The organism is Hyphomonas sp. NPDC076881, assembly GCF_050269995.1.
GTDB lineage: Bacteria > Pseudomonadota > Alphaproteobacteria > Caulobacterales > Hyphomonadaceae > Hyphomonas.
The window spans coordinates 152,046-177,839 of sequence record NZ_JBNNJJ010000009.1; the positions used below are offsets into that span (position 1 = coordinate 152,046).

The window sequence follows — 25,794 nt, forward strand, 5'->3', positions numbered from 1 at the left end:
GCTTGTCATTAATTGGACTCATCTCACTCTTATGCGGTATTGCCGGGTCGCAAAGGGGTGACTTGTGCTGCAGCGCTGCATACAAAAAAGGAACTTTTCACGCCTTTCAACTTAGTCCGTTCACCCACAAGCTGGTGTATTTCATGCAGAACCCTCCTCCCGAACCATCCGCTTCCCCGCCTCCCCCTTTCCTGCGGATAGCGGATTCTTTCGCGGATGCAGTGGCGTCAGCGGATTTTCCATCCGCCATGTTGCGCTGGCGCAACCAGCGCTGGGCCGCCGAAACCGGGCTCGATAATCTCTCGGAAGATGCGTGGATCCGGCATTTCGCGCGCTTCGACGCCCTGCCGGGAAACCTCCCTGAGCCGCTGGCCATGCGGTATCACGGCCACCAGTTCGGCACCTACAATCCTCAGCTCGGAGATGGCCGCGGCTTCCTCTTCGCGCAACTGCGCGATACGGCCGGGCGCCTGCTCGATCTGGGCACCAAGGGGTCAGGCCAAACGCCCTACTCCCGGCAGGGTGATGGCCGGCTCACGCTCAAAGGAGGTGTACGGGAGATTCTGGCCGCGAGCTATCTGGAAGCCCTCGGCGTCAACACATCCAAGGCCTTCAGCCTCGTCGAGACGGGCGAGCAGCTCAGCCGGAACGACGAGCCCTCGCCCACGCGCGCCTCGGTGCTGGTGCGCCTGTCTCACAGCCATGTCCGCTTCGGCACCTTCCAGCGCTGTGCCTGGCATGAGGACCGGGAGAGCATGGCGCGGCTGGTCGATTATTGCATCGCCGAGTTCTACGCCGCCGCCGATGCGCCCGGGATTGCGGCAAGGACACAAAATCTGCTGGAATCTGTTGCAATCGCCACAGGCCGGATGATTGGCCAGTGGATGGCAGCCGGCTTTGTCCACGGCGTGATGAACACGGACAATTTCAATATCACGGGCGAGACTTTCGACTTTGGCCCCTGGCGCTTTCTGCCGGTATCCGATCCGAATTTCACTGCAGCCTATTTCGACAGCCAGGGGCTTTACCGCTTTGGCCGGCAACCGGTTCAGGGCGGCTGGGCGCTGCAGCAACTCGCCTCCGCCATGCTGCTGCTTGCCGAGGCAGATGACCTTGCCAAGGCGCTCGCGCCTTATGAAGCCGCCTACCGGGAAAGCTTCATCGCCCACACCCATCATCTGTTGGGGCTGGAGCCAGAAAATGACACGGATACTGACATTTCGTTCCTGCAGGCGTTCTATGCCTGGATGACGGAAAGCGGGGCAAGCTGGCCGCAGACTTTCTTCGACTGGTTTGGGGGCAGCGCCAGCGCCTCGCGCGCAGCCTCCTCCCCTCAGGCTAGCCTTTACACCACCGCCGCGTTTGCCCCCGTCCGCACTGCGCTGACAGAGCGGGCCCCGGTGCGCCCAGAACGGCTCGGCCACGCTTATTTCCAGAGAGCGGCCCCCGTGAGCCTTCTCATTGAAGAAGTTGAAGCCTTGTGGGCGCCGATTGCTGAAGCGGACGACTGGTCCCTGTTCCACGCAAAGACGAGCCATATCGAGGAAGCCCGCCTCGCCCTGGCCGTTTAACCTTAGGGAATACCTTGATCTTCGGCCCCCCCTGCGGGCACTTAGCCAAAAAATATGGAGGCCCTTAATGACCGATAAGTCCCGCCCCGGCCCGCTTTCCGGAATCCGCATCATAGACATGAGCTCAGTGGTGCTCGGGCCGTTTGCAACGCTGATCCTTGCCGATCTCGGGGCGGAGGTTATCAAGATTGAGCCTCCCAAAAAGGGCGACACCATGCGGTATGCGGGCGCCTCCCCCACCGGTGATCTCGGCCCGATCTATATGGCGCTCAATCGCAACAAGAAGGCGATGACGCTGGACGCCAAGACGCCGGAGGGCAAAGCCGCCCTGACAGAGCTGCTGAAAACCGCCGATGTATTCTTCCACAATGTCCGCCTCGCCGGCATGGAACGGCTCGGCTTTGGCTATGAGCAGGTCAAGGCGCTGAAGGAAGACATCGTTTATGTCCACTGCGCCGGTTTCGGCAAAGGCGGCGCCTATGAGCGCCGCCAGGCCTATGACGATCTCATTCAGGGCGCGTCGGGCTTTGCCGATCTCAATGCGCTGCGTTCTGGCGGCCGGCCGGAATACGCCCCGTCCCTGGTGGCCGACAAGACCGCCGGCCTCTTCGCCACCTACGCCACCCTGGCGGCACTTTTTCACCGCGCCCGCACCGGCAAGGGCCAGTTCGTGCAGGTGCCCATGCTGGAAAGCTTCACTTTCTTCAACATGGTGGAAAACCTCTACGGAGAGACATTCCTGCCGGGCAATGGCAAGCTCGCCTACACCCGCTCCATCAACCCAAACCGCCGCCCCTACCCCACGAAGGACGGCTTCATCGGCCTTGTTCCGTACTCGGATGAGCAATGGGAGAAGTTCTTCGCCATCGGCGGGATGCCCGAGATCTTCCAGGATCCGCGTTTCTCAACCTATCAGGCCCGCACCGAAAATGTCGGCGCGCTCTACGCCCTGATCGAACAGGTCAGCGCCACCAAGACCACCGGTGAATGGCTGGAGCTGATGGACAAGGCGGACATTCCCGCCATGCGCTACAACACGATGGCCGGCGTGCTAAGCGACCCCCACCTCGTCTCGACCGGCTTCTTCATAGAAGCGGAGCATCCAGAGGCGGGAAAGTATCGCACTATGCGCCATCCGGTCCACTTTTCGGAAACGCCGGCGAGCCTGCGTCTGCCGCCGCCGCGCCCGGGCGCCGATACCGAAAGCATTCTGGAAAGCCTTGGCCTCGGCGCCGAAAGCTGATCAACCCCCGGCCAGGCGCGCCATCTCGTCTTCCGAGAGCTCGGAGTTGTCATAGACGTTCTGAACGTCATCCAGCTCATCAAGGACGTCGAGCAGCTTCATCAACTGGTCGGCGGCGTCGCCGGAAACCGGCGTGGTGACTTTCGGCTTCCAGATGATCTTGGCAGACGTTGGCTCCACCCTGGCGCCAAACGTTTCGGCAAGCGCGCTGGACACGGCCGCAAAGTCTTCCCGCGCCGTATAGATCCAGTGGCCTTCCTCGTCAGATTCCACGTCCTGCGCGCCCGCCATGATGGCCGCTTCCATCACCTCGTCAGCGGTTCCCGCGCTGACGGGATATTCAATCTCGCCCAGCTGATCGAAGTTGAACGACACGGAGCCGGTCGTGCCCAATGCGCCGCCATTCTTCGAGAAGGCCGAGCGGATATCGGTGGCCGAGCGGTTCTTGTTGTCGGTGGACGCCTCGATGATGATGCCCACGCCGCCGGGGCCGACGCCCTCATAGCGGATGTCGGCATAGTCTGCCCCGCCACCGCTCTGGCCCTTGTCGATTGCCCGCTGGATATTGTCCTTGGGCACCGAAACACCCTTGGCGTTGGCGATCGCCAGACGAAGGCGCGGGTTCATGGCCGGGTCCGGCCCGCCCATCTTCGATGCCACGGTGATCTCTTTGGACAGGCGCGCGAACAGCACCGCGCGCTTCTTGTCCTGCTTGCCCTTGCGGTGCTGGATATTGGCCCATTTACTGTGCCCGGCCATGGGAAAACCCCTCGATACTGTCTGGTTTCTGGCTGTGTCGGGCGGTGTCTATCGCGCCAAAACGCGCTTGGGAAGCCGCGCCGGTGCGATCACCTCAAAACCTGTTTCAACGCCTCACCCAGCCGTTTCACAATCTCCTGCCGCACTTTCCAGCTCAGCCAGGCCTTATCCATACGGGAGAGCCAGTGGGAATTGACCGCGCTGAACTCCGCCCCCAGGACCCGCGGGTCCGGCAAAATCTTCTGTCCCAGAACACCGGCAACATGCGCCATCTCTTCCGGGCTCGCAAAATAGAGCTCATGTCCCCGGTGCTCGAGGATCCAGATGGGCCAGCCCTTGCCCGGTTCGGCCGCTGGAAAGGGCGGCTCAAACTTTGTCGCAGAATGAAAGGCCCCGTCCACCGGCCGGTGAACGTATGGGCTGACCGGCGTCCGCACCGGTTGCCCGCGATACTCACATCGGAGGCGCAGGAGGCGCCCAATGCGGCGGCGGGATTTCCACCGGCTTGGAAAGGTCCACTTCGACGCGGAAGAAACGTTCCGGCCTTTTCAGTTCGTAGGCAAACATCTGCTGGCCCGAACGCACTTCCACGGCCCATACATTCGCCTTCGAGACCGGTATGCCCTCACGGTCGAACAGATCCTTTGTGGACTGATCGGCCGGGAATTCCTGACGCGCAGCGGCAGGGTCAGAAATCGAATAGCCGCCATAGCTGGTCAGCGCGTCAAGGCTGCCGTCTTCATGGCGATGGATATGGCGCAGCTCCCAGCCGCCATCCGGCCCTGTGGCCGACAGCACCCAGGTGCGGGAGCGATCTTCGCCCACGCTGAGCGGCAGACGGAATACACCGGGTTCACAGTCGCGCACATGCACGACGAGACGGTTCTCCCGCCACTCGTCATCTGCCGCGTCATGGCTCACCACGCGGCCTTCGAAGGCCTTCCCACATGTGGCGGCAAGGCCTTCCGCAAACGGAAGATCAGGCGGTCCGGCAGGCGCCGTTGCGCAGGCGGCCAGAACAAGGGCGAAAGCGGGGGCAACTGCCAGTCTCAGCATCATGAAAGGCAACCTACCGGTCACCCCCGGAAAGGCAAGTCTTGGCTCAATGGCCTCCCGGCGCGCCGCCCCCAGAGGCCGGCGCGATGCTGTGGGCTTTCACGGCAAGTTGCTCGAGAGCGCCGTGAAGTTCGCCGGCCAGCTCCAGCACCGCCTTGGCAGATGCGTCCTTCATCATGTCCTGCCGCACCTGCCAGGAGTTGATGGTGCGCGAGAGGCCCTTCTTGTCCGCAAATGCCGTCAGCGTGGCATAGGGATAGCCATTGCGCACATCGATCAGGATACCGCTTGCAGCAGCCTCAGCCTCAACGCTTCGTCCCGGCAGCACAAACATGCCAATCACTGTGAGGTCGGCAAAGGAAAGCGCGCTGCCTTTGCTCCGATTATTCGTGGAAACCTCATAGGCCAGCACATAATCGAGATGCTGGCGCGCCGCGCCCCGGCGGATTTCAGCAATCGTGTCGGCGGCTGTGTAGGAATAGCGGGGCTTGTCATTCTCCGGCGCCACCATCGCGGCGATCAGCGGGCTGACGGGTACGAACTCGCCATAAAGGCCGTCAAGCTCGTCAGTGAGGGCGGCCCACGCCTCCCCTTCCCGCTCGGGGATCGCCGCAAGATGCCCCCGCTCGATCCGGGCGAGCCCGATGCGCGCCGGAAATCTGATGTCAGGCTCCACAGCGGCAATCTGGCGAACCTGGGCATCCACTTCCGAACCAGCCGCGCCCGCTGCGGGCGTGTAGCTGCCGTCATACCGCGCCAGATAATCCGCCCCCGACGTTGTCTGCACATGTGTTGCGCAGGCCGTCACAATCAGCAGGACCAAGCCCGCAGCCACCAGATTGAACCGCATCCCTCAAGCCTCCTTGCCGGTTTATCAGAAGGCAGATTACCGGAAATTCAGACAAAAATGCGCCCACAAAAAGAAAAAACCCTCCCGGTAGTCCGGGAGGGTTTGTGTGATACTTCGTCCACTGGTTCAGCTTGTGGGCTCTGCCACGGATGCAGCTGCCGCCGGCATCGCTGCGGAAGCGGATTCGAGCACTTCAGCGAGTTCCTGGGACAGGCTGATCTCACGGGAAAGGTCTGCGAGCGCCGCGTCCATTACACGGGTCCAGGTCTTGCTGAGCCCGCCCCCGGTCTTGTCCGAATAATAGCCCTTGAAAGTTTCCTCAAACAGCGTCGAACCCGTTGCCTGATCGATGATCTTGAGAGCTACCTGCACATCCCCGAAAAACTCGACAGTGACTAAGCCCGTTTTATAGTCGAACCAGAAGCGTTTGACATCAGCCTCAACCTTCAGATTGCTGGCTGCGGTATCGCTGACGAGCTGATGACCGTTTGCAGAAAGCGTCTTGGTCAAGGTGTCGGTGACCAGGGCTGTGACGGGCTGGGTCGTCCCGACGGCCCCCATGACCATGCCATAGCCATTCCGCTTGTTTCCAATACGGTCGGCTTCCCCGGCGGGACGGGAATCGGTCACTTCGGCAAGATAGAGCGAGCTGGCCGGAACTTCTGAAAGCAAACCAGGCTTCACCGCCTCCTCGCTCAGCCCCAGCGTCAGATTGGTGGTACCGGTGGCGCATGCCGTAAGGCACATGGCGCTTGCCAGAATAATCAGTAGGCGTTTCATTTGCACTCCCTCAGCGATAGATGATCTCGAAAGCGATGCGCTTGCCTGTTTTATTGGCCAGCGCCGTTATTTGTTCGGCGAATTCCTCGCTGGAGATGTCTGCAAGCAGAGCCGCCTGCGATCCGGATTCCTTCATGTGCGTATCCCAAACCACCTTGCGGCCATCGCGCATCACGACATGAACCTTCATGAAAACCGAGGCTTGCGGCTGGTGAAAGGAAATTCGGGCGAGTCCCCAATCCTTTACCTCGACAGTAAGCTGGTGGCTGCCCTGATCCGACAAGGAAAAGTTCCGCTTCTCAAGCGTCTCGATGATGGCCTTTTCCAGGATTGAACCAAGCTGTAACTGACCGGCTGCCGCGCGATAGCGATCTGCCTTGTCCTCATCTTCATTTGCATTGACTGCAGAGCTTACGGCCGCGCCGATCACCCCTGCAAAGACGGCAGCAGTGCTCGTTTCCGTCATTCTGGAATCGATCACCATGAAGTTTCCGGCCGAAGGATTTGAAGCGACGCTCAACGCTGTTATGTCGATTGGACCAAGAGTTTCCAACTCGTCTGCGCAAGCGCTGCCAAAGCAAAAAACAACAGCGGCGGCCGCAAGCCCGCAATAAGATCTTGATTTCACCAGACACCCCCCGTTCCGCCACACATCAAGCGCGCCGCGGGGCACCCGTCAAGATAGAAACATTGCATCTCCGCAATCTTTTATGAGCGCATGAAAAAAGGGCGCCGCATCTGCGGCGCCCTTATGGGAATGGGAATGGGAATGGGAATGGTTATCGTCAGGCCGGATTGGGCTCAACGTCGCCGATACCGTCATCCTTGGGCTTTTTGCGCTTGCCGATGACGGGCACAGCGGAGGCGGGCCCGGCATCATCATCCGAGATATCCGGACGGCTGGGCGGGGTGCCTTTCAGCAGGTTGGCAATCTCTTCGCCCGACAGCGTCTCGAATTCGAGCAGGCCGGTGGCAATCGCCTCCCATTCATTGCGGTATTTCGTCATGATCTCGCGGGCATCTTCCTTGCCCTTTTCGATCAGCTTACGGACTTCTTCCTCGATCTTGCGCGAGGTTTCTTCCGAAATATGGCTGGACTGCATCAACTGCTGGCCCAGGAACACATCGCCCTGATCCGAACCATAATCGACCGGTCCAATAATGTCCGAATAGCCCCAGCGGGTGACCATGGCGCGGGCAAGACGGGTGGCCTGCTGAATGTCAGAAGCTGCCCCGGCGGTGACATTGTCATCACCAAATTTCAGCTCCTCGGCCACACGGCCGCCCATGATGATGGCTAGGCGTGAGGTCATCTCGACCCTGGACATCGACAGCTTGTCGTCTTCAGGCAGCTGCATGACCATACCCAGCGCGCGGCCGCGCGGGATGATCGTTGCCTTGTGAACCGGATCGGCGGCGGGCACCTTCATGGCAACCACGGCGTGGCCAGCTTCGTGCCAGGCGGTGAGGATCTTTTCCTTCTCCGACATGACCATGGAGCGGCGCTCCGGTCCCATCAGAACCTTGTCCTTGGCGTCCTCGAATTCCTGCATCGCCACGACGCGCTTACCGCGGCGGGCCGCCAGAAGCGCCGCTTCGTTGACGAGGTTGGCAAGGTCCGCGCCGGAGAAGCCCGGTGTCCCGCGCGCAATCGTCTTGGAATCCACATCCTTGGCGAGGGGCACATTGCGCATGTGAACGCGCAGGATTTTTTCACGCCCGATGATGTCCGGATTGCCGACCGTCACCTGGCGGTCAAACCGGCCGGGACGCAGCAAGGCGGGGTCGAGCACGTCCGGACGGTTGGTGGCCGCCATGATGATGATGCCTTCGTTTGCTTCGAAGCCATCCATCTCGACCAGCAGCTGGTTGAGCGTTTGCTCACGTTCGTCATTGCCGCCGCCGAGGCCCGCGCCGCGCGAGCGGCCGACCGCGTCGATCTCGTCAATGAAGATGATGCAGGGCGCAGAGCGTTTGGCCTGCTCGAACATGTCACGCACGCGGGATGCGCCGACGCCGACAAACATTTCAACGAAGTCAGACCCCGAAATCGTGAAGAAGGGCACGCCGGCTTCACCGGCAACGGCGCGGGCGAGCAGCGTCTTGCCGGTGCCGGGCGGGCCGACCAGCAGCGCGCCTTTCGGGATCTTGCCGCCCAGGCGCTGGAATTTGGAGGGGTCTTGCAGGAATTCGACGATCTCCTGCAGTTCTTCCTTGGCTTCATCAACACCGGCAACGTCATCAAAGGTGACACGGCCCTGCTTCTCCGTGAGGAGGCGGGCGCGGGATTTGCCGAAGCTCATCGCGCCGCGGGTGCCCCCGCCCTGCATCTGGCGCATCATGAAGAACACAAAGCCGACGATCAGCAGGATCGGCAGAAGCGACAGGAGCACCGAAGCCACATTGTTGCGGCCGGTATCGGGCTTCACCGAGAAGGGAACATTGTTTTGAGTGAGAATGTCCTCGGTTTTCATGTCGAGGGCGCGCAGCTCGCTTTTCAGCGTCCGCCCATCCGTCGTCTTGGCGATGATGGTGGTATCCCCCAGCGTCGCATCGGCAATCTTGCCCTGTTCTGCGAGCTGATAGATCTCGGATAGCTTTGTGGGCTGGGCACGGGCAACCTCGGGGTTGCCGCCCATCATCACAGCCATACCGATTACGAGCAGGGCGAGCGCGCCCCAGATCGCCAAATTACGGACGTTCATAGCAAGGTTCCGTCAGAGACTATTCGATCAACCATACGGGATTGAGTTTAGAAGATAGGCACCAAATCCTCTAAAAACGACTCCTTTCCTGCTGCTGCGGCAATTTCATGCGTGTTGCCGGAAAGGATGGCCTGATGCGCTGCGAGGCGGGCCGCGATGCCGGGGATGGGCTGGCCGGCTTCGGAGACAAGCTGCAGGCGGCCCCAGCGGGGGCGGATCTGGCAGCCGCCCAGAGTGGCGCCGCGAAAATCTTGTTCTGAAACAATGCGCTCCACAAGGCGCGCGAGGCTTTCACCGCGGGGCGGGGCCTCTCTGCCGGCCGCAATCTGGATCAGCAGACCCAAGGCGCGGGCGGCCCTTTCGGGTGGCAACAGGGTGAGGGAAGCCACCTCGATCCCCCCCTCCGAAACGCTGACATTTGCAGTCATCCAGCGCCAGAGAGCGGCATCCTCAATCATTCTTAATGTCTGAAACCGGTCAATCACGGACAGGATCTGGACAAATCCGGACATTTTCGGACAGAGCAGCCGGCGCATGCGCACCCGCTCGAAAGCCGGATTCTCGTTGGACGGGTCGTCCACCCAGCGGACGCCTTCGGCCCGGAGGAACACGCGAAGTTCCTGCCGGCGGGCGCCAAGCAGAGGCCGGGCGATGAACACCCCCTGCCCCTCCGGCCAGACCGGCGAGAGCGAGAGCGGGCGCATCCCGGCCAGCCCATACCAGCCCGAGCCCTGCCGGGCGCGCATCAGGAAAGTCTCCGCCTGGTCGTCTGCGGTATGGCCTGTCAGCAGGAGACGGCTGCCCCTCTGCCGGGCAGCACGCGCGAGGGCGGCGTGGCGGCCCCGGCGCAGCGACGCCTGGCGCGGGGCAGCGCCCTCAAGGCGCAGTGTTTCATGGGCAAGTCCCAACTGCCGGCACAGCGCGGCAACCGCTTCGGCCTCGGCGCGGGCTTCCAGGCGCAGGCCATGATCGACGGTGAGGACAAAAAGCGTTCGCCCCTGCCCGGCCGCCCAGCGCTGGGCGAGGATCAGAAGCGCCAGGGAATCCCCGCCGCCGGAAACGGCAACCCCGATGGGCGCGTCCAGCAGGCAAGCAGGCAGCGCGGCGAGCGCTGCCTCAAACGCCGGTTGTGGCCCTAGCTCTTGCATCCGGAACGGGTGCGCTCAACGGCGGCCAGATCGCGCACGACCTTGGAGGCGTTGGGATAGCGCTTGGGCAAGGTGTCGAGGGCCTGACAGGCCTTCTCCGTATCCCCGATGAGACGCATCGAACGGGCGAGGCGGGCCAGCGCATCCGGCGCGCGCTGATCATCCGGGAAGGATCGGATCATCGTGGTATAGGCCTGTCCGCTTTCGGCATAGGCATTCTGCTGATGCAGCGTTTCGCCAAGCCAGAAATAGGCTTCGCCTGCCTGCGGATCGTTGCCGAACTTGGTGACGAATTCCTGGAACGCCTCTTGCGCGCCGGCATAGTCAAGCGCCAGCAGGCGCTGGCGGGCGACGGCAAAAAGCGGGCCGGCCTCACCCGGAAGCTGGCTGGCCGAGATCGTGCCGAGCGAGCCTTCCGGCAGGCCGCCTTGCGCGTTGCGCGCCGGGGTCAGCACGGAGGGGCCGCCACTGGAACCAGGCTGCGTGTTGGGCGACGGGCCCACGGGAAGCTGCGCCGAGGCCGACGGCAGCGGCCCGGCGGCCGCCGGGCCCGAGCCGGTATCGAGCATTTCGGTGGCCTCGATGCCCACAACCATCTGCAGCGCGGTGATGGCGCGCGCCTGAGCCTGGAGCTGCTGGCGAAGCTCTGCGTTTTCCTGCGCGAGCGTTTCATTATCCAGCATCTGCTGCTGGGCGCCATCGCGCGTGCGGGAGAGTTCGTATTCGAGCGTTTCAATCCGGCCATTGAGCTGGTTGATCCGTTCGGCATTGCGATTGATTTCGAGCATCAGATCTGCCGTCTGCTGACGGGTCTGATCGACCTGCTGGGAGAGGTCGCCGGTGGTAACGCCCTTCACAATCGGGGCGCCGCGCGTCTGCGCGAAGGCAGGCGTTGCGAGAAGTCCAAGGGCAGCAAGACCAGTAAGGGAGGCTTTCAGCATGACGGGTACTCCGGGGTGCGGGGGCAGACTTCAGCCCGGTGGAATAAAAGAAACAGCCGGGGCCAAATTATGGCACCCGGCTGTCCTTTTCATCACGTAAACGCAGTCAGCTTAGCTGGTTGCGCCAGAAACGATCTGGGTCCAGGCGTTCCGGTTCATAGCCCAGGACTCTTCGTTCGAGCCGCCAGCGATCGGACGCTCTTTGCCGTAGGAGACGGTGTCGATGCGCGAAGCGCTGACGCCGAGGCTGACGAGGTAGTCTTTCGCTGCCGAAGCGCGGCGCTCGCCAAGGGCGAGGTTGTATTCGCGCGTGCCGCGCTCGTCAGCGTTGCCGGCGACGAGAACGCGAACGTTCGGATAGGCGTTCAGCCAGGCAGCCTGACGCTTCAGGATTTCCTGATCGTCGGAGTCAAGGCGGTACTGGTCGAGATCGAAATAGACGCGCTCGCCAACGTTCACGCGGAAGTCTTCCAGCGAGCCCGGGGTGATCGTCGATTGCTGAACCGGCTGGGTGCGCACGGTTTCAGTTTCCGTCACGGTCTCCTGGACCAGCGGAGGGGTGACCGGCGTGTCATCGGCCGGCGGGGGACGGGAAGCGCAAGCAGCCGTCGCGGCCAGCAGAGCGGCGGCGGCAGAGGCTTTCAGTAGAATATGCATGTGTCGGGGCTCCAAGTTTACTTCAGTTGGCACTTTACGGACCGCTTCGCGGCTTCTGTGTGTCGGCGGCCGTCTTATCGGGCCTTTATTTCCTTATTCTGACTATTTTATCGCGACAATCGGTATTCCGTGGAATTTTCGGCTACTTGTGCTGTTTTTGCCACAAAATGGCCTCATTTGGCCACATTCCCGGGGCTCGTGCCCCAGGATGGGGCAGACTCTACTGCAGAACTGGCGACCAGGCAGGGTCTGAAGCGTCGGTTTGGGTCATCACGCGGCGCTCGTTCCTGCCCGAAAGATCCACCGACCAGAGCTGGGGACCAGCCCCCGGGCGGTTTTCGCGGAAGAAGACGATGACGCGGCCATTCGGCGACCAGTCCGGACCTTCATCCAGATAGGATTCCGACAGAAGGCGCTCGCCTTTACCATCAATCCCGATGACGCCGATATAGAATTTGCCGCCTTCCTGCTTGGTAAAGGCAATCAGGTCACCGCGCGGAGACCAGACGGGCGTGGAATAGCGGCCCCGCCCGAAGGTGATGCGGCAGGCGGTATCGCGCCCCCCGGAAGGACAGGCGCGCGGGCTGCCATCGGTGTTCATGATATAGAGCTGCGGCGTGCCCCCCCGGTCGGAGTTGAACACGATCGACTGGCCATCGGGGGACATCGAGGGTGACGTATCGATGGCCGGATGGTCGGTCAGGCGGCGGCTTTCGCGCGTGCGCAGGTTCATGATGTAGATGTCGGTATTGCCGCGCTGGGCTTGGGAGAGCAGCACGCTCTGGCCATCGGTGGCAAAACGCGGCGCAAAGGTCATGCCAGGGAAATTGCCCAGCAGTTCCTGGCGGCCCGTCTCGATATTGAAGAGATAGACGCGCGGGCGGCCCCCTTCATACGACATATAGGTGATTTCCTGGGCCGAGGGGCTGAAGCGGGGCGTCAGCACGGTCGAGCGGCCGGAGGTGAGATACTGCTGGTTGGCGCCGTCGCTGTCCATGATCGCGAGGCGTTTCACACGTTCGGTCTTGGGGCCGGTTTCGGCAATGTAGACGATACGGGTGTCGAAATACGGGTCTTCGCCGGTCAGGCGGGTGTAGATCGAGTCGGCAATCTTGTGGGCAATGCGGCGCCAGTTTTCCGGCGTGGTGGTGAGGCGGCGGCCCGGCTCTCCATTGATCCGCATCAGTTCCCCGCCATACACATCCCACAGGCGGAAGGAGACGGCGAGCTTGCCATCGGGCAGCTCCTCGAAGGCGCCGACAACGAGCGCGTCCGTGCGGATGATCTTCCAGTCTGCAAAGCGCGGCTCGGCATTGATCGACAGATCACGCTGGATGAAGGAGGCCGGGTTCTGCATGTCGAACAGGCCGGTGGAGGCGAGGTCAGCACGCACCACATCGGCAATCTGCCGGGCAAGCTGGGTATTGGTCCCAGACACCTGGAAATCGGGGATGGCGATTGGCGTCGGCTTGAAGTTCCCTTCATCCACGCGGACCTGCAGCTGGGCACTGGCAGGCGCAGCCAGCCCAAGGGCCAACATGATGACTGCCAGGAGCGGCATCAGTCTTTTCAGCATCAGTTCGGACTCCTCATCGAATTCTTGCGACGCAGCTTTCTCAACCCTGTTTCGGGCCAAGGGTCACGTCGATATCTTTCCAAAGCTCATAATCTTCCGCCGGCAGGCGATAATTGCCGATTTCACCGCATTTACGGACTGCCAGCAGCGCGCGGTCAACCGCGATGCCCGACCGGCCAACCGGGCGCGAGCGGGGAGTGAGCAGGCTGGTGCTCATCACAGACCCGTCCCGGGCGAGCTTCATGTTCACAGTAACATCAATCTGATGCTCGGGCGGCAGGTCATCGACCGTGGCCCAGCATTCCATGATCTGGCGGCGCAGCGCAGCCTGCAGCGAGGCGGTCGCGCCAGTGCGCGCCCCTGCCCCGGCCTGGTCACGGTCGGAATTGGCCAGCACGGGACGATCGGCCTGCTGCGCGTCAGGGCGCTGCTCGGAGGTGCGCTTGGATTGCAGCGCGCTTTCGAAATCGTCCAGGAAGGAGAGATCATCCTTCGGCTTGGCCGGAGGCTTTTCCACCGGCTTGGGCTTCGGCTTGGGTTCTTCTTTTTTCGGCTCGGGCTTGGGCTCGGGCTTTTTCGGCGGCTCAGGCTCGGGCTGGCGCGGGTCAGGAACTTCGACCTCGGGCTCAGGCTCCGGGGCGGGCTCGGGCTCAGGCGGGGGCGGCTGTTCTTCCACCGGCTCAGGCGCCGCCTCCGGCTGGGGCTCGGGCTGGGGCGTATCGGCTTTGCGCAGTTCGGCCACATCGGAAATGCGGCCGATCTCGAGGAAGTCGATCGGCAGGTCGGCCGAGGACGCACACTGGGGCAGCTGCATCAGGATCTCGACCGAGCTGATGCCGGGCTGCTCGCGCCGGATACGGTCGATCTGCTCCTGGCACTCATCCTTCTTGTGCGGCCATGACATGACCGCCATGGCCAGCACGCTGGCATGCACAAGAGCGGAAACTGTCAGGCCACGAAGCATTTCTTGAGCTGGCTCCTCAGGGGTCAGCGGGGGGTGTTGGTCTTCTGTTCGGTCACAAAGGACATGCGGGTGAAGCCGGCGCCGCGCACTTCGGCAGTCACTTCCATGACGATGCCATAGGGCACGCTTTCATCGGCATAGAGGAACACATCCTTGTCGTAACCCTCCCCCACGATGGCCTGCAGCTGGGCGCCGAGGCCCTCGATCTCCATTTCCGTCTGCTGGATCAGGACCGTGCCATCGGCCTTCACCCACACGGTCAGCGGCGCATCATTGGGATCGGATTTGAGCGGGGCGGAGGTTGTTCGCGGAAGGTTCAGCTGTTCGCCGCGCACCAGCATGGGCGCCGTCACCATGAACACGATGAGCAGCACCAGCATGACGTCCACGAACGGGGTCACGTTGATCTCGGCATTCAGCGAGCGGCGTCCGCGCCGCCCGCCTTTGCCACCAGAACCAAGGATCAGGCCCATGGGTGCTCCTCAGTCCCGCGCCGTGTCCGACGCGCGCCGGGAAAGGCGCACGAGGACGTCCTGGGAAAAGGTGTCGAGTTGGTCGCCGAGCTTGGTCAGGTCGCTTGTGAACTTGTTGTAGAAGATGACCGCCGGAATAGCGGCGATCAGGCCGAGGCCGGTGGCGAAGAGCGCTTCGGCAATCGGGCCGGCAACGGTGCCGAGGCTGGTGTCCTGCTGTTCGGCGATGTTGAGGAAGGCGTTCATGATGCCCCAGACCGTGCCGAAAAGGCCGATGAAGGGCGACGCCGAACCGATGGTGGCCAGCACCGAGAGCCCGCTGCCTGCCCGGCCGAGCTCACGGTCTACCGCGGCGCGCATCGAGCGTTCGGCCCGGCTGACGATGGCGGAAGCTTCCGCCGGGGCCGGGCCCTTGCCCGCATCCGACCATTCACGGGCCGCCGAAATGAACACCCGGCTGGCAGGATCCTTGCCGCCCTGACCGGGGCGCATGTCGATCTCACCGGCCCGGCCACTCCAGAAAGCATCTTCAAAATCCCGTGAGGACTTCTTGAGCCCCCCCAGTTTGAAGAATTTCTCGCCGATCACGATCCACGACCATATCGACGCAAGGAATAGCGCGAGCAGCACCAGCTTCACGACCGGATCAGCAGCCATCAGCAGGCTGATCAGGGAAAAATCCGAATGGCTGGCAACCGTGCCGATTGCTTCCGTTTCCATGGGTCTTGTCATCTCCTTGGCCAGCTGGGGCAAATCACCCTGCCCCGAACCGCTTCTGCGGTAGCAGAAACGTGGGTGGGTTCAACTGCAGGCACTGGTTATTTCCGCTCTGTAATCTAGTGCAAATCCGGCAGAAACACGGCGTGTTGCAGGCTTTGCTCAGTCGATATGAGCCTTAGTGCATGATGGTTAAGCCATTATGGCAGATTCTTAATCTTCCGGCGGGCCAAAACCGGCCGCGCGGGCCCCTCCAGAGGCGGAAAAGCGGGACACCTTCCGGCGCCCCGCTTCCCCTTCAGACAAGACCCGCTCAGCCGAGCCCGGCAATTTCATCCCTGGCGGCGGTGAGGATCTCGGCAATGCGGCGCTTGCGGGCTTCATCGGCCTTGCGCTCCCGCACCGCCGAAATCACGGCATGGCGGAGGCGATGCATGGCGCTGCGGACGTCGGCGGGGTCTACCGCTTCATCCGCCTCCAGAAGATCGGCCAGCCGGGCATGGATCGCCTCGATGACCACCGCTTCCCGCTCAAGCTCGGCCGTGCCCACCTCGGTAATGTGAAAGGTTTTCTTGCCCTCCTCCGTGCGGGCCTCCGCCCAGCCAAGATCCTGGATGATCTCCAGCGCCGGATACATGACGCCGGGGCTGGGTTTGTAGGCGCCCCCGGTGCGGGTTTCGATTTCCTGGATGAGGTCGTAGCCATGGCGAGGCGTTTCGGCGATCAGGCTGAGGATCAGGAGACGCAGATCTCCATGGCCCAACGGCCGCCCGCTGCGATGGCCACCCGGCCCCCGGCGATGCCCGCCCATCCGGTGCATTTTCATATGCCAGCGCTCGTGCCGGCAGCCTCTGTGATGTGTACGCATGAAGTCTCCTTTGCCTCGGCGCCCCGGGCGGCCTGAAGCGTTGTTCTGAGGGGTTTGATTGGGGTGTTGGTTCATTGATACTCCTTTTCGATATATCGAAACAGAAGATAATTTCGATATATCGAAATACAAGTACCTCGCACAGCCCTTTCCAGGCCGGCATGCGGCAAGCCGCTTCAGGCCGGATCAGCCCGGCGGGCTAACCGTGCCAGCGATAGGCTTCCAGATGTTCGGAGATTTCCCGGATCGGGCGGCGCAGGCGCCCATCGGCATGGATCATCACCGCCGTGATCTCCCCCTCCGCCAACACCTCATCCCCGCGCAGGCAGGTCTGGGAGAAGCGGATGCGGGGCCCATCCATGCCAAGATAGCGCGTGCGGATATGCAAGAGATCGTCCACCTTCGCGGGCTTGCGATAAGTGACGTTCACATTGGTCAGCGTGAAGGCAGCAGGATCCTCCCGCGCCAGCAGGGATTGGTGCGAGATGCCTGCATCGCGGAGATGGTCTGACCGGCCCCGCTCGAAGAAGCGCAGGTAGTTGGCGTGATACACCATGCCGGTGAAATCGGTGTCTTCATAATAGACGCGCACGGCAATCCAGTGCTGGCGCGCGGCATCGAAATTCTGGGCATCGAGAACAGGAAGGGTCATCCCCCGCCCGTATCAGACTTTCGCGCCAGCATGAAGGCATGGGCAAGCGTGTCGACCAGGGCGAGCGCGGCCGCCAGATCGCCCGCGGTACGGCCCAGCGTTTCCAGGCTCCAGGCGCCGGTAACCAGATCAATCAGCGCGAACCGGTCGGCCCCCGGAAAATCGAAAACCAGCCGGTTGCCCTTCCCCACCGCCCGGAAGGCCCCGCCTTCGGCCAGCGCGATCACCCGCTCGATCACGGCTGGATTGAAGATGGCGCGGGCCTCCACCTGATCGGTGGCGCGCAGCCGGTAAAGCTCGCCGAAGGCGCGCGGGCCAAGGTCGACCTCCGCAAACCCGCTGGCAGTGCCCTGCGGCCAACCCGTCTTGCGGGCGCGCAGCTGGGTGACGCCGTGCAACAGGAACGGGGCTTCCAGCACGATCACCAGATGATGGATCGAGGGGGCGTCCTCCACGCGCTCAACCCATTCGAAGAGTTCAAAATCAATTCCCCCGCGCCGCCCATGGAAACCGTCCTCCACCTGGGTCTGCCGGGCAGCGGCCTCCTGATACTGCGCCTTCTGCTCGGCCGATCCGACAACATAGACATTCGACTCGATCATCAGCCCGGCATCGCGCGCGGCGGCGACGGCTTCCTCCATGCCGCCTGCCTGCTCCATCGCCTGGGCCGCCTCCTTCAACTCGCCGGGCGCCCAGGATTGGTCAGACAGCCATTTGAGCGCCAGCGGCATCCCGCCAGGCACCGCCACATAGGAGAGCCCCAATGGCGTGCCCAATGCCGACAGGGCTTTTGCCCGGAGAAGCAGGCGAGACTTGGCGTCCAGCAGCAGCCGGATCAGGCTGTTCCGGAACAGGAACAATGACCCAAGGATGCAGCCGAAGAACAGTAGCGGGAACAGGATGAAGGTGAGGGCCTCCCCCCACCATGTCCCCGGCGTGAGCGCCTCAACCAGGAAGAAACAGACAATGAAGGCGATAAACCCGCCAAAGAAGGCCCGGCTGATCCGGCCCTTGAGGCGGGCGCCATCGCTCCCCTTCAGATCAGCGCTTTCCAGGATCGGCAATACAGTGGCTTCGGCATGCGCCCGCAGCCCGGCAAACCCGTCCAGCTTCTCGATATCGTCCCATCCCATCCCCATGGCAAAAGGCTAGCAGGCAGGGTGTGCGGCGTCATCCCTCATAACAGGGGGGCGCCTTCAGGGTGTAAGCGAAGGCATGCCAGAGACCGCGCCGCCCTCTTCTCCCTTGCTGCCCGTGCTGCGGGGCTTGGGCCATCGCTGCCCGAATTGTGGGCGGGGGAAGCTTTATGCGCGCTATCTGAAGCAGGTTTCCGAGTGCAGCGTGTGCGGCGCGCCGATCGGGCGGATCCGCGCCGAAGATGGCCCGCCATGGCTGACCGTGCTGATCCTCGGGCCCTTCCTGGCAGGCCTCACCTTCATCAGCGCGCGGCAGGAAAGCTGGCCCCTCTGGATCAAGCTGCCGGCGCTCGGCGCATTTGCGGTCTTCGCCGTGCTGATGCTCCTTCCCCGGATCAAGGGGGCGATCATCGGCCTCTTATGGGCGATGGGCGCGCAGGAGAAGGAAGAGGACTAACCCTCGTCTTCCCCGAACAGGGCAGACTGCTGGCCCTGCGGGGCCTTGAGGCCCAGGCGTTCATAGGCAAGCGGCGCTGCCACCCGCCCGCGCGGCGTGCGCGCCACATAGCCCTTCTGCATCAGATAAGGCTCGATCACGTCTTCCACCGCGTCGCGTGCTTCAGAGAGGGCCGCCGCCAGCGTATCGGCGCCAACCGGGCCGCCGGCATAGGTTTTCACCAGGGCGTGCAGATACCGCCGGTCCAGCGCGTCGAGCCCGTCCTCATCAATCTCCAGACGCTTGAGCGCCTTGGCGGCAGAGGCGCGGTTGATCGCGGCGCCATCGGCCTCGGCAAAGTCCCGTACCCGGCGCAGAAGGCGCAGCGCGATGCGCGGCGTACCCCGCGCGCGGGTGGCGATTTCGACCGCGCCATCTTCCGTGATCTGAGCACCGAGCTTGCGGCCCGCCGCCATCACGATGCGGCCAAGTTCCTCGGCCTCATAGAATTCCAGCCGCACAGGAATGCCGAACCGGTCGCGCAGCGGCGTTGCCAGCAGGCCCGCGCGCGTGGTGGCGCCCACCAGCGTGAACGGCGCCAGATCCAGCCGCACGGAGCGCGCCGCGGGCCCCTCCCCGATCACGATATCGAGGGCGTAATCCTCCATCGCCGGATAGAGAATTTCTTCCACGATGGCCGGCAGGCGGTGGATCTCGTCGATGAAGAGAACATCATTTGGCTCAAGATTGGTGAGGATGGCGGCAAGATCGCCCGCCTTGGCAATCACCGGGCCGGAAGTGGCGCGGAAGCCGACGCCCATTTCCCGTGCCAAAATCTGCGCCAGCGTTGTCTTGCCCAGGCCAGGCGGGCCAAACAGCAACACATGGTCCAGCGCTTCCTTGCGTCCGCGCGCGGCCTCGACATAGACTTTGAGATTGGCCTTCGCCTTGCGCTGGCCAACATAATCCTCAAACGTCTGTGGACGGAGGGCGCGGTCGAGCGCGTCGCCGCCTTGCGCGTTGGGATCGGCGAGAGAGTCCTTGCGGATCATGCCTTGCCTCCCGGCGCAGCCGAACCCCTCTCCCGCTTGCGGGAGAGGAGCGGGTTTAAGGCTCGCTTCGCGCCGCTCACCGCGCCAGCTCCTTCAGCGCGCCTTTCACGAGGGCGCCGACTTCCTCGGCCCCGTCCTTGGCGGCCGCGGCTACGGCCTTCGCCGCTTCGCCTTGCGTATAGCCAAGATTGACCAGCGCGCTGACGGCTTCGGCGCGGCTGCCCGTGACGCCTTCAGGGCGCGCGGAGGCAAGGCCCGCGACGGCCGCCACCTCAAACTTGCCGAACCGGCCGAGCGGGGGCGCCTTGCCGGCAAGCTCCGTCACGATCCGTTCACCGAGCTTCTTGCCGATACCCTTGGCGCGGGTGAAGGCGCCTGCATCGGCGAGCGCAATGGCATCCATGATCTCTGCCGGGGAGAGGCCATCGAGAATGGCGAGGGCGGACTTTCCGGCCACGCCCGGCACATCCTGCAGGCGCACGAACCAGGCGCGTTCTTCATCCGTGGCAAAGGCAAAGAGGGTGATCGAGCTTTCGGTGACGCGCGTTTCGATATGGGCGGTGATCTTGTCGCCGGTCTGCAGCTTTGCCAGCAGGCGCGTGCCCGCCAGCGCGACATAGCCCACGCCGTTCACATCGATCAGCACATGATCGAGCCCGACAGCGGCAACTTCGCCCCTCAGACGTCCGATAATCATGCCGCCCCCTTCTTGATCATCTGCATCGGCAGATGGTGCGCCGCGCAGATGGCGCAGGCAAGGGCGTCAGCGGCGTCCAGCTTCATCTCCCCTGCCCTGGGCAGAAGGCGCTGGACCATGAATTTCACCTGATCCTTGTCTGCCGTGCCGGTGCCGACGACCGAGAGCTTGATCTGGCGGGGCGCAAATTCGCTCACCGGCACCCCCGCCATGGCAAGGGCCGCCATCGCCGCCCCGCGCGCCTGGCCGAGCTTCAGCGCCGAGCGGGGATTGGCGTTCACCAGGGTTTCTTCCACCCCGGCCGCATGGGGTTCATGATGGCGGGCAAGCTCCCCCACCGCCTCGAAGATATGGCCAAGGCGCTCTGCCATTGGCAGGTCCGTCGGCGCCTCGATGACGCCATGGGCGACATGCACGAGGCGGGCGCCAGCCTGCTCGATGATGCCCCAGCCGGTATGGCGAAGGCCAGGGTCGATACCGAGAATGCGAATCGGGGTGCTCATGCGTGCCACCCTATCAGGGAGAGTGGTTAATGGCAGCTTGCATTTTCACTTTTTGTTCGCCCGAAGCGGGAAGCACGCATTACGTTAGCGGCCTAACTTTTGCTGGCCTTGGCAAAAGCCGGCTTCGGTGGGAGCTCAGTCGGCAACGGCATTGCCCGCTCTCCCCTGCGATTGCGCATCGCGTATTTGCTTTGGTAAGCTCGGCGTTGCTTCGCGACCTCGTAGAGAACAATACCCGAGCTCGTGCCAAGATTTAGACTTTCGATCATGCCGAACATCGGAATGCTGACGCACATATCGCTGCGTTCAACGGCAAGGTCGCTTATGCCGGTTCCTTCATTCCCGAACCATACGGCCAGTTTGGGAAAAACGGTATAGTCGCCTTCATGCAGGAAGATGCTGGTTTTGCCTTTCACATGGGGCGAGGTTACGACCGATGTGAAGTTATTCTTCTCAAGATATTCGCAGCACGCCGCAGTGCTGTCGAAGCGCTTCACAAAAGTCCATTTCACTGCGGATGCGGAAAGTTTCGAGAGCGCCCTCTCTTCTCGAAAATCTTTCCAATCTTCAGGAATTACCTTGTGCGGATCAACCACCAGGACCTTCTCAACCCCTAACGCATTTGCATTTCTGATCACTGATCCAATATTCTTGGGATTGTCGGGGTTCTCGAGAACAGCGACCAGATTCTTGCACCGAAACGGCTTGATTTCATTCGCGCGGCTACGAACCGAACTCTTCGATTTGGTTTTATCGTTCATTGCAGCCTCAATTGCACACGCATCAATGATGCCCGCCACCGCGCGGCGTTGCAACCACGAGATGCTTACATAAAAAGCCGCGCGAGCCCTTCGGCTGTCGCGGCTTTCGCTGTTTTAAGGCTATGTCTTGGCCTATTCTTCCATGCGCGGGATCAGCACCCCGTCGATGACATGGATGACCCCGTTGGAGGCATGAATGTCGGATGTGGTGACCGTGTACTGGTTCACCATCACCGTGCCATCGGCCAGGCGGCGGACAGAGAGGTCCAGATTGTTGATGCTGGCGGTCGCCACGCCCGCGTCTTCGGCCGGCACATCGGCGGCAAGCACCTTGCCCGGAATGACGTGATAGCCGACGATCCGGGTCAGCTTGTCCTTGTTTTCCGGCAGCAGCAGCGTGTCGAGTTCGCCCGGCGCCAGCGCGGCGAAGGCTTCATTGGTCGGGGCAAATACCGTGTAGGGCCCGGGGCCGGCCAGCGTTTCGCTGAGACCAGCCGCATCGATGGCGGCCAGCAGGGTCGAGAAGTCCGGATTGGTGGCAGCCACATCCACCAGCGTCAGATCCTCGACCGGCTGGGCCTGGTCAGCCAACGGCGCGTCAACAGGTGTATCCGGCGCTTCCACCGGTGGCGGCGCAACCGCCGGGGTCCCGTCTTCGGTGGCGGGCGAACAGGCCGCGAGGGCAAACACGCTCGCAGCGGCAGCAAAGAAAAACGGTTTCATAAGGCAGATCCTTTTGATGGCGCGCCTTGGGGGGAATGAGAGGCGCGGGCCTCTACATGGGGCGATCCCGCCCTGCGGCCAGAGGCCAACCTCTTCCTTTTCCGGGGCATTTTCAGGGCAAACTGAAGGCAGCCTGCCTCAACTCATCCATCTGAGCACGCGCGGCTCAATCGGGTTGGTGAAGTCCCGGTCTTCGCTGCGGGCGGCGGTCCATTCGCGTTTGAGCATCTGATACCATTTGGCCTGCACATCGATATCGTCGATCCACAGCATCGCCTTCTGATGGGCCATGCCCTGGTTTTGCAGGTCCACCATGCGCCCGTCCTGCGCCAGGAAGGTTTTGCCCATGCGCTTGGCCATCGGGATGGCAAGGTTGAGCAACGGCGCGCCCGTCCACCAGGTGAACTGGGTAATCCGTGTACGTTTGGGCGCTTCCGGCGTCAGACAGGTGAGCGTCAGAAGGCGCGCGGTATTGTTGGAGATGATCTCCCACCGGTAGCCCGGCAGCTGGAAGCTGATCTCGGTCATCACATCGCCGCCGAACACCCAGCGGTAGAGCTTGGAGTTGGAGGACGGCGCGTGCCGGTCAATCGCCCAGCCGCGCAGGGTTGGCACGAACGGCTTTTCCTTGAGTTTCAGCCCCGCAGAGGGCGGGCGCCACCACCACTGATTATGCACGAAGGGCACATGCGCCGGGTCCATCAGGCCGACCACCGCATCATCCATATGCGCGTTGAAGATGTCATGGATGACAAAGCCCGGCTTGTCCGGAAGTGGCCCGAAATCCGGGGGCGGAACAACTGGCGGCGCAGCAGAGCGCGGGTCGTGCGCCACATAGATATAAACCGCGCCGTTTGCCTCATGCACCGGATAGCGGCGCACCTTCACCTTTGAAGGATCATAGGGGCTGCCTTCGGTGAGGCTCGGCATCAGCTTGCAGCCGCCATCGGTGCCAAAGCGCCAGCCATGATAGGGACATTGCAACGTCCACTGACCATCTGTCTCCACCTGCTGGCCCGCTGACAGCGGCACCAGCCGGTGGGGGCAGATGTCGCGCAGCGCAAACGCCTCCCCTGCCGGCGTGCGCCCCACCACAACCGGCTCCCCCAGCATCATGATCCGCTGCTGCGCGCCCGCCTTCAGCTCCGCTGACGGCGCCGCCAGATACCAGCTGTCAGTCAGGAAGCCATCGGCCGTGATGCCGGTTTTCGGCGGGGTGTGCTGGGTGTCTGGCAAGGGCGGCCTACTCTGCAGCAGTGACCGTAACGGTCACTTCAAACGTATCGCTGGCCGGTTCGTCAGACTCCCAGGGGCGGCCTTCCGTCAGTTTCACCACACCGGTGCCGGGCGCGGAGGCCTTGAGGTCAAAGCTCATATAATGATTGCCACCCGTGAACCCGGGCTGGCTTTGCAACGCCGGATTGGTGGCGCGGGTATTCTCACCCGTCAGTTCCAGAAAGTCGGGCTTTTCGGCGATCTGCCAGACATAACCTGCGGTGGGCACGGTCTCGAGTTCGATCCGGAGGGTCTGGCCCGCCGGAACAGAAACTTCCGAGCCTTTCTTGTCTGCACCGGCATACACAACGCCCGCTTCTGCCTCGGCCTGGGCGGTCTCTGCAGCGGCGGTCTGAGCGTCTTCATCCGGCATCTCGCCCATCATCTCATCCCCGGCTGCGGCCGCTTCGCCTTCCGCATCCACCGCCGGCGGCTCGACACTGCCGGTGTCCACCGGGGTCTCAGCCGGCGCGCAGGCCGCAACGCCAAGCGCCACCGCGCCAGCCAGCATCATTCCAATCGGGTATCGCATGAGAAACTCCTGTTGCTCTCCCCAGTATCGCTAAGTTCGCCGCGAAGTGAAAGCAACTGCGCAATAATCGTCCGCCGTGCGGTTAGATCCCGCCGGTCCCGAACAGGCGGGCAGCCGCTTCAGGAGCGCCAGAACAAGCAGGGCAAGCCGGCATTCCGGAAACATGATCATCTGGTCAGGCGCTGGCCCTAACGCAAGGCGCTGGCACAGGGCGCTGTTACCCATTGGACGGCCCGGCGTCGCAGCGCCCGGCTGCCCTTTTTCAAGCATTCGGCGGAAAAATGCGCTCGCCGCGCCGCCATTAAGCAAAAGAATTCAGATAGTTAGTGAAATCGTCGCAAGAAGATGGTATAGCGCAGAAGTATTTTCTCGCGTGAGAATAAGAATGCACGGCAAGAGCGTGGAATTAACCAAGTACAACGCGATCCCGGCGCCTGAATTCACGCGCGATTCTTTTCCCCTGACGCGGGAATTACATGCCGAAACCGGCGCGCCCTCATCATCCGCCACTCAGGTGCGCATCATCGGCCTGGATATTTGCCGGTCTGTCGCGATCCTGGCGACCATGTTCAGCCACGCGCTGGCAGAAGGCGGTGCCCAACTCTATTACAGCTTCGACCATGCCGGGCTGATCTGGCTGCGCCTTTTCCTCCAGATGAGCCCACCGATCTTCATCATCCTGTTCGGATCGGTCCTGGAGATTGTCTACCGCCCCCGGATCGAAGCCGGACAGAAACAGCAGACCATAGCCCGGCTGCTGACCCGCGCCGCTCAATGCTACCTGCTCTATCTGGTCACGCTGCTGGCCATGCTGGCGGCGGGCCTCGGCTCACCGGGATACGCGCTGCGTTGCGCGCTGTTCCTCGGCGGCACTCCCTATGGCGACATCCTGAAATTCTACACCCTTGCTCTGGCCCTCGCCCCGGCGCTGATCTTCGTGCGCGACAGGCTGGGCTTTCTGGCGCTGGGCGCCGTCTCGGTGGCCGTGCATCTGCTCCACCCGCTGATCATGCAGCTGCGTGTGCCGGAAACATCCCCGGCACACGCCTATCTGAGCCCGTTGCTGAGCTTCCTGATCGGCGGCGGAGAGGTTGTGACGGGCGGGCCGTCCTTTCTGCATGGCATGACATTCGTTATCTGGGGCATGATGATTGGCCGCGCTGTGATCGTCCTCAGCCGCCCCGGCTCCAGCCGCCGGGAGATCGCACAGGCCGCCATCAGCATGGCAGCCTTGCTGCTGGTTTCCGGCGCTGTCCTGCTGGCTTTCTGGAATTTCGACGCCCCCTTCCACACCGTGCGGGATCTCAGCAGCCTCGCCTACCGGAATATCAACCATCCGATTTATTTCGCCTTCGGGCTTTTCGGTACGCTGCTGGCGGTGTTTACTGGCCTGATCCTCTATGACGGGTTCCGGGTGAAGTTCGGCCTGTCTCTGGGCTTTGCCGGCAAGACCAGCCTTTTCACCTTCTCCTTCGGCAATGCCCTGCTCTATCTCGCCCCGGCGATGACCCTCAACCTCACCGGAAGCTGGATCTACACTTTCGCGCTGTTCTTCCTGGTCTGCCTGCAAAGCTATGCCTTCAACTGGCTGCAGACAGCGCGCGGCAACTGGCTGGCCACCCGGTTCCAGGCCTTGATTGTGCGAATAAATTCGGCGGTCGGCTGGCTTCCGAAGCAGCTTGCCGCGCCCTATGGTGGTCTGCTGGGCTGGCGATAGGC

28 protein-coding genes are annotated in these 25,794 nt (G+C 62.6%); 4 read left to right on the forward strand and 24 right to left on the reverse strand.

The features are described 5' to 3' along the window. The first annotated feature begins 143 nt into the window (after positions 1-143). Together ACQKI2_RS11835 and ACQKI2_RS11840 are read left to right on the forward strand one after the other, a co-directional pair. Entirely contained in the window at positions 144-1,571 is a 1,428-nt protein-coding gene (locus ACQKI2_RS11835) for a protein adenylyltransferase SelO family protein (protein ID WP_427379871.1), read from the forward strand. 67 nt (positions 1,572-1,638) lie between these two features. Next, a complete protein-coding gene (locus ACQKI2_RS11840) occupies positions 1,639-2,814 on the forward strand; it encodes a CaiB/BaiF CoA transferase family protein (protein ID WP_427379872.1) in 1,176 nt (391 codons plus the stop codon). Here ACQKI2_RS11840 and ACQKI2_RS11845 read toward each other — a convergent pair whose 3' ends face one another. The 17 genes from ACQKI2_RS11845 to ACQKI2_RS11925 all read right to left on the reverse strand — a co-directional run bounded on the left by ACQKI2_RS11845 (position 2,815) and on the right by ACQKI2_RS11925 (position 18,093). Then, positions 2,815-3,573, reverse strand: a complete 759-nt coding sequence (locus tag ACQKI2_RS11845; protein ID WP_427379873.1) for a YebC/PmpR family DNA-binding transcriptional regulator — start codon at positions 3,571-3,573, stop codon at positions 2,815-2,817. A gap of 89 nt (positions 3,574-3,662) precedes the next feature. Further along, on the reverse strand, positions 3,663-3,845 hold the full coding sequence (locus tag ACQKI2_RS11850) for a hypothetical protein (protein WP_427379874.1): 183 nt from the start codon (positions 3,843-3,845) through the stop codon (positions 3,663-3,665). Between the two features lie 181 nt (positions 3,846-4,026). Next, positions 4,027-4,632, reverse strand: a complete 606-nt coding sequence (locus tag ACQKI2_RS11855; RefSeq protein ID WP_427379875.1) for a hypothetical protein — start codon at positions 4,630-4,632, stop codon at positions 4,027-4,029. A gap of 43 nt (positions 4,633-4,675) precedes the next feature. Further along, on the reverse strand, positions 4,676-5,479 hold the full coding sequence (locus ACQKI2_RS11860; protein WP_427379876.1) for a hypothetical protein: 804 nt from the start codon (positions 5,477-5,479) through the stop codon (positions 4,676-4,678). A gap of 126 nt (positions 5,480-5,605) precedes the next feature. Then, positions 5,606-6,259, reverse strand: a complete 654-nt coding sequence (locus ACQKI2_RS11865; protein WP_427379877.1) for a YajG family lipoprotein — start codon at positions 6,257-6,259, stop codon at positions 5,606-5,608. A gap of 10 nt (positions 6,260-6,269) precedes the next feature. Beyond that, positions 6,270-6,887, reverse strand: coding sequence for a hypothetical protein (locus ACQKI2_RS11870; protein ID WP_427379878.1), 618 nt, complete (start codon positions 6,885-6,887; stop codon positions 6,270-6,272). Positions 6,888-7,044: 157 nt separating this feature from the next. After that, the gene (gene ftsH, locus ACQKI2_RS11875; protein ID WP_427379879.1) at positions 7,045-8,964 is read right to left on the reverse strand and encodes an ATP-dependent zinc metalloprotease FtsH; all 1,920 of its coding nucleotides are present in this window, start codon (positions 8,962-8,964) and stop codon (positions 7,045-7,047) included. A gap of 47 nt (positions 8,965-9,011) precedes the next feature. Next, complete coding sequence (gene tilS, locus ACQKI2_RS11880; RefSeq protein ID WP_427379880.1) at positions 9,012-10,112, reverse strand: tRNA lysidine(34) synthetase TilS; 1,101 nt, start codon at positions 10,110-10,112, stop codon at positions 9,012-9,014. After that, positions 10,100-11,053: a tol-pal system protein YbgF gene (ybgF, locus tag ACQKI2_RS11885; RefSeq protein WP_427379881.1), complete on the reverse strand. Its 954-nt coding sequence runs from the start codon at positions 11,051-11,053 to the stop codon at positions 10,100-10,102. Before ybgF ends, tilS begins: the two co-directional genes overlap by 13 nt. A 111-nt stretch (positions 11,054-11,164) precedes the next feature. Then, positions 11,165-11,710, reverse strand: coding sequence for a peptidoglycan-associated lipoprotein Pal (gene pal / locus ACQKI2_RS11890; protein WP_427379882.1), 546 nt, complete (start codon positions 11,708-11,710; stop codon positions 11,165-11,167). 220 nt (positions 11,711-11,930) lie between these two features. Then, positions 11,931-13,286 (reverse strand): Tol-Pal system beta propeller repeat protein TolB, encoded by a 1,356-nt coding sequence (gene tolB / locus ACQKI2_RS11895; protein ID WP_035598048.1) that lies wholly within the window; start codon positions 13,284-13,286, stop codon positions 11,931-11,933. Between the two features lie 40 nt (positions 13,287-13,326). Beyond that, on the reverse strand, positions 13,327-14,250 hold the full coding sequence (locus ACQKI2_RS11900; RefSeq protein WP_427379883.1) for a hypothetical protein: 924 nt from the start codon (positions 14,248-14,250) through the stop codon (positions 13,327-13,329). A gap of 23 nt (positions 14,251-14,273) precedes the next feature. After that, positions 14,274-14,723, reverse strand: a complete 450-nt coding sequence (locus ACQKI2_RS11905) for an ExbD/TolR family protein (RefSeq protein WP_427379884.1) — start codon at positions 14,721-14,723, stop codon at positions 14,274-14,276. Between the two features lie 9 nt (positions 14,724-14,732). Continuing rightward, positions 14,733-15,443, reverse strand: a complete 711-nt coding sequence (locus tag ACQKI2_RS11910; protein ID WP_427379885.1) for a MotA/TolQ/ExbB proton channel family protein — start codon at positions 15,441-15,443, stop codon at positions 14,733-14,735. Between the two features lie 310 nt (positions 15,444-15,753). After that, positions 15,754-16,308, reverse strand: coding sequence for a PadR family transcriptional regulator (locus ACQKI2_RS11915; RefSeq protein WP_427379886.1), 555 nt, complete (start codon positions 16,306-16,308; stop codon positions 15,754-15,756). Between the two features lie 199 nt (positions 16,309-16,507). After that, positions 16,508-16,960 (reverse strand): YbgC/FadM family acyl-CoA thioesterase, encoded by a 453-nt coding sequence (locus ACQKI2_RS11920; RefSeq protein WP_427379887.1) that lies wholly within the window; start codon positions 16,958-16,960, stop codon positions 16,508-16,510. Then, positions 16,957-18,093, reverse strand: a complete 1,137-nt coding sequence (locus tag ACQKI2_RS11925) for a DUF3137 domain-containing protein (protein ID WP_427379888.1) — start codon at positions 18,091-18,093, stop codon at positions 16,957-16,959. Before ACQKI2_RS11925 ends, ACQKI2_RS11920 begins: the two co-directional genes overlap by 4 nt. A gap of 82 nt (positions 18,094-18,175) precedes the next feature. Here ACQKI2_RS11925 and ACQKI2_RS11930 point away from each other — a divergent pair, with 82 nt between their 5' ends. Next, entirely contained in the window at positions 18,176-18,553 is a 378-nt protein-coding gene (locus ACQKI2_RS11930) for a DUF983 domain-containing protein (protein ID WP_427379889.1), read from the forward strand. Here ACQKI2_RS11930 and ruvB read toward each other — a convergent pair. From ruvB to ACQKI2_RS11965, 7 genes are all read right to left on the reverse strand, one after another. Continuing rightward, on the reverse strand, positions 18,550-19,584 hold the full coding sequence (gene ruvB, locus ACQKI2_RS11935; protein WP_427379890.1) for a Holliday junction branch migration DNA helicase RuvB: 1,035 nt from the start codon (positions 19,582-19,584) through the stop codon (positions 18,550-18,552). The genes ACQKI2_RS11930 and ruvB overlap by 4 nt on opposite strands. 76 nt (positions 19,585-19,660) lie before the next feature. Beyond that, positions 19,661-20,281 (reverse strand): Holliday junction branch migration protein RuvA, encoded by a 621-nt coding sequence (gene ruvA, locus ACQKI2_RS11940; RefSeq protein ID WP_427379891.1) that lies wholly within the window; start codon positions 20,279-20,281, stop codon positions 19,661-19,663. Beyond that, entirely contained in the window at positions 20,278-20,784 is a 507-nt protein-coding gene (ruvC, locus tag ACQKI2_RS11945; RefSeq protein WP_427379892.1) for a crossover junction endodeoxyribonuclease RuvC, read from the reverse strand. The genes ruvA and ruvC overlap by 4 nt, the downstream gene beginning before the upstream one ends. Positions 20,785-20,876: 92 nt before the next feature. Continuing rightward, positions 20,877-21,545: a TrmH family RNA methyltransferase gene (locus tag ACQKI2_RS11950; protein WP_427379893.1), complete on the reverse strand. Its 669-nt coding sequence runs from the start codon at positions 21,543-21,545 to the stop codon at positions 20,877-20,879. 132 nt (positions 21,546-21,677) lie between these two features. After that, a complete protein-coding gene (locus ACQKI2_RS11955) occupies positions 21,678-22,268 on the reverse strand; it encodes a fasciclin domain-containing protein (RefSeq protein WP_427379894.1) in 591 nt (196 codons plus the stop codon). Positions 22,269-22,406: 138 nt separating this feature from the next. After that, positions 22,407-23,504, reverse strand: a complete 1,098-nt coding sequence (locus tag ACQKI2_RS11960; RefSeq protein WP_427379895.1) for a Rieske 2Fe-2S domain-containing protein — start codon at positions 23,502-23,504, stop codon at positions 22,407-22,409. A gap of 7 nt (positions 23,505-23,511) precedes the next feature. Next, on the reverse strand, positions 23,512-24,075 hold the full coding sequence (locus tag ACQKI2_RS11965) for a protease inhibitor I42 family protein (protein WP_427379896.1): 564 nt from the start codon (positions 24,073-24,075) through the stop codon (positions 23,512-23,514). 385 nt (positions 24,076-24,460) lie between these two features. Between ACQKI2_RS11965 and ACQKI2_RS11970 the strand changes: the two genes are divergently transcribed. Further along, positions 24,461-25,792, forward strand: coding sequence for a Long-chain-fatty-acid--CoA ligase (locus ACQKI2_RS11970; RefSeq protein ID WP_427379897.1), 1,332 nt, complete (start codon positions 24,461-24,463; stop codon positions 25,790-25,792). Positions 25,793-25,794: the final 2 nt, after the last annotated feature.

Coding starts and splice junctions, on each gene's coding strand:
- pal (WP_427379882.1), bottom strand. CDS start 11,710: ATGCATATTCTACTGAAAGCCTCTGCCGCCGCCGCTCTGCTGGCCGCG.
- ybgF (WP_427379881.1), bottom strand. CDS start 11,053: ATGCTGAAAGCCTCCCTTACTGGTCTTGCTGCCCTTGGACTTCTCGCA.
- ACQKI2_RS11840 (WP_427379872.1), top strand. CDS start 1,639: ATGACCGATAAGTCCCGCCCCGGCCCGCTTTCCGGAATCCGCATCATA.
- ACQKI2_RS11920 (WP_427379887.1), bottom strand. CDS start 16,960: ATGACCCTTCCTGTTCTCGATGCCCAGAATTTCGATGCCGCGCGCCAG.
- ACQKI2_RS11925 (WP_427379888.1), bottom strand. CDS start 18,093: ATGGGATGGGACGATATCGAGAAGCTGGACGGGTTTGCCGGGCTGCGG.
- ACQKI2_RS11905 (WP_427379884.1), bottom strand. CDS start 14,723: ATGGGCCTGATCCTTGGTTCTGGTGGCAAAGGCGGGCGGCGCGGACGC.
- ACQKI2_RS11835 (WP_427379871.1), top strand. CDS start 144: ATGCAGAACCCTCCTCCCGAACCATCCGCTTCCCCGCCTCCCCCTTTC.
- ACQKI2_RS11900 (WP_427379883.1), bottom strand. CDS start 14,250: ATGCTTCGTGGCCTGACAGTTTCCGCTCTTGTGCATGCCAGCGTGCTG.
- ACQKI2_RS11845 (WP_427379873.1), bottom strand. CDS start 3,573: ATGGCCGGGCACAGTAAATGGGCCAATATCCAGCACCGCAAGGGCAAG.
- tolB (WP_035598048.1), bottom strand. CDS start 13,286: ATGCTGAAAAGACTGATGCCGCTCCTGGCAGTCATCATGTTGGCCCTT.
- ruvB (WP_427379890.1), bottom strand. CDS start 19,584: ATGATCCGCAAGGACTCTCTCGCCGATCCCAACGCGCAAGGCGGCGAC.
- ACQKI2_RS11965 (WP_427379896.1), bottom strand. CDS start 24,075: ATGCGATACCCGATTGGAATGATGCTGGCTGGCGCGGTGGCGCTTGGC.
- ACQKI2_RS11930 (WP_427379889.1), top strand. CDS start 18,176: ATGCCAGAGACCGCGCCGCCCTCTTCTCCCTTGCTGCCCGTGCTGCGG.
- ACQKI2_RS11855 (WP_427379875.1), bottom strand. CDS start 4,632: ATGATGCTGAGACTGGCAGTTGCCCCCGCTTTCGCCCTTGTTCTGGCC.
- ACQKI2_RS11910 (WP_427379885.1), bottom strand. CDS start 15,443: ATGGAAACGGAAGCAATCGGCACGGTTGCCAGCCATTCGGATTTTTCC.
- ruvA (WP_427379891.1), bottom strand. CDS start 20,281: ATGATTATCGGACGTCTGAGGGGCGAAGTTGCCGCTGTCGGGCTCGAT.
- tilS (WP_427379880.1), bottom strand. CDS start 10,112: ATGCAAGAGCTAGGGCCACAACCGGCGTTTGAGGCAGCGCTCGCCGCG.
- ACQKI2_RS11860 (WP_427379876.1), bottom strand. CDS start 5,479: ATGCGGTTCAATCTGGTGGCTGCGGGCTTGGTCCTGCTGATTGTGACG.
- ACQKI2_RS11865 (WP_427379877.1), bottom strand. CDS start 6,259: ATGAAACGCCTACTGATTATTCTGGCAAGCGCCATGTGCCTTACGGCA.
- ACQKI2_RS11955 (WP_427379894.1), bottom strand. CDS start 22,268: ATGAAACCGTTTTTCTTTGCTGCCGCTGCGAGCGTGTTTGCCCTCGCG.
- ACQKI2_RS11950 (WP_427379893.1), bottom strand. CDS start 21,545: ATGAACGATAAAACCAAATCGAAGAGTTCGGTTCGTAGCCGCGCGAAT.
- ACQKI2_RS11970 (WP_427379897.1), top strand. CDS start 24,461: ATGCACGGCAAGAGCGTGGAATTAACCAAGTACAACGCGATCCCGGCG.
- ruvC (WP_427379892.1), bottom strand. CDS start 20,784: ATGAGCACCCCGATTCGCATTCTCGGTATCGACCCTGGCCTTCGCCAT.
- ftsH (WP_427379879.1), bottom strand. CDS start 8,964: ATGAACGTCCGTAATTTGGCGATCTGGGGCGCGCTCGCCCTGCTCGTA.
- ACQKI2_RS11915 (WP_427379886.1), bottom strand. CDS start 16,308: ATGCGTACACATCACAGAGGCTGCCGGCACGAGCGCTGGCATATGAAA.
- ACQKI2_RS11850 (WP_427379874.1), bottom strand. CDS start 3,845: ATGGCGCATGTTGCCGGTGTTCTGGGACAGAAGATTTTGCCGGACCCG.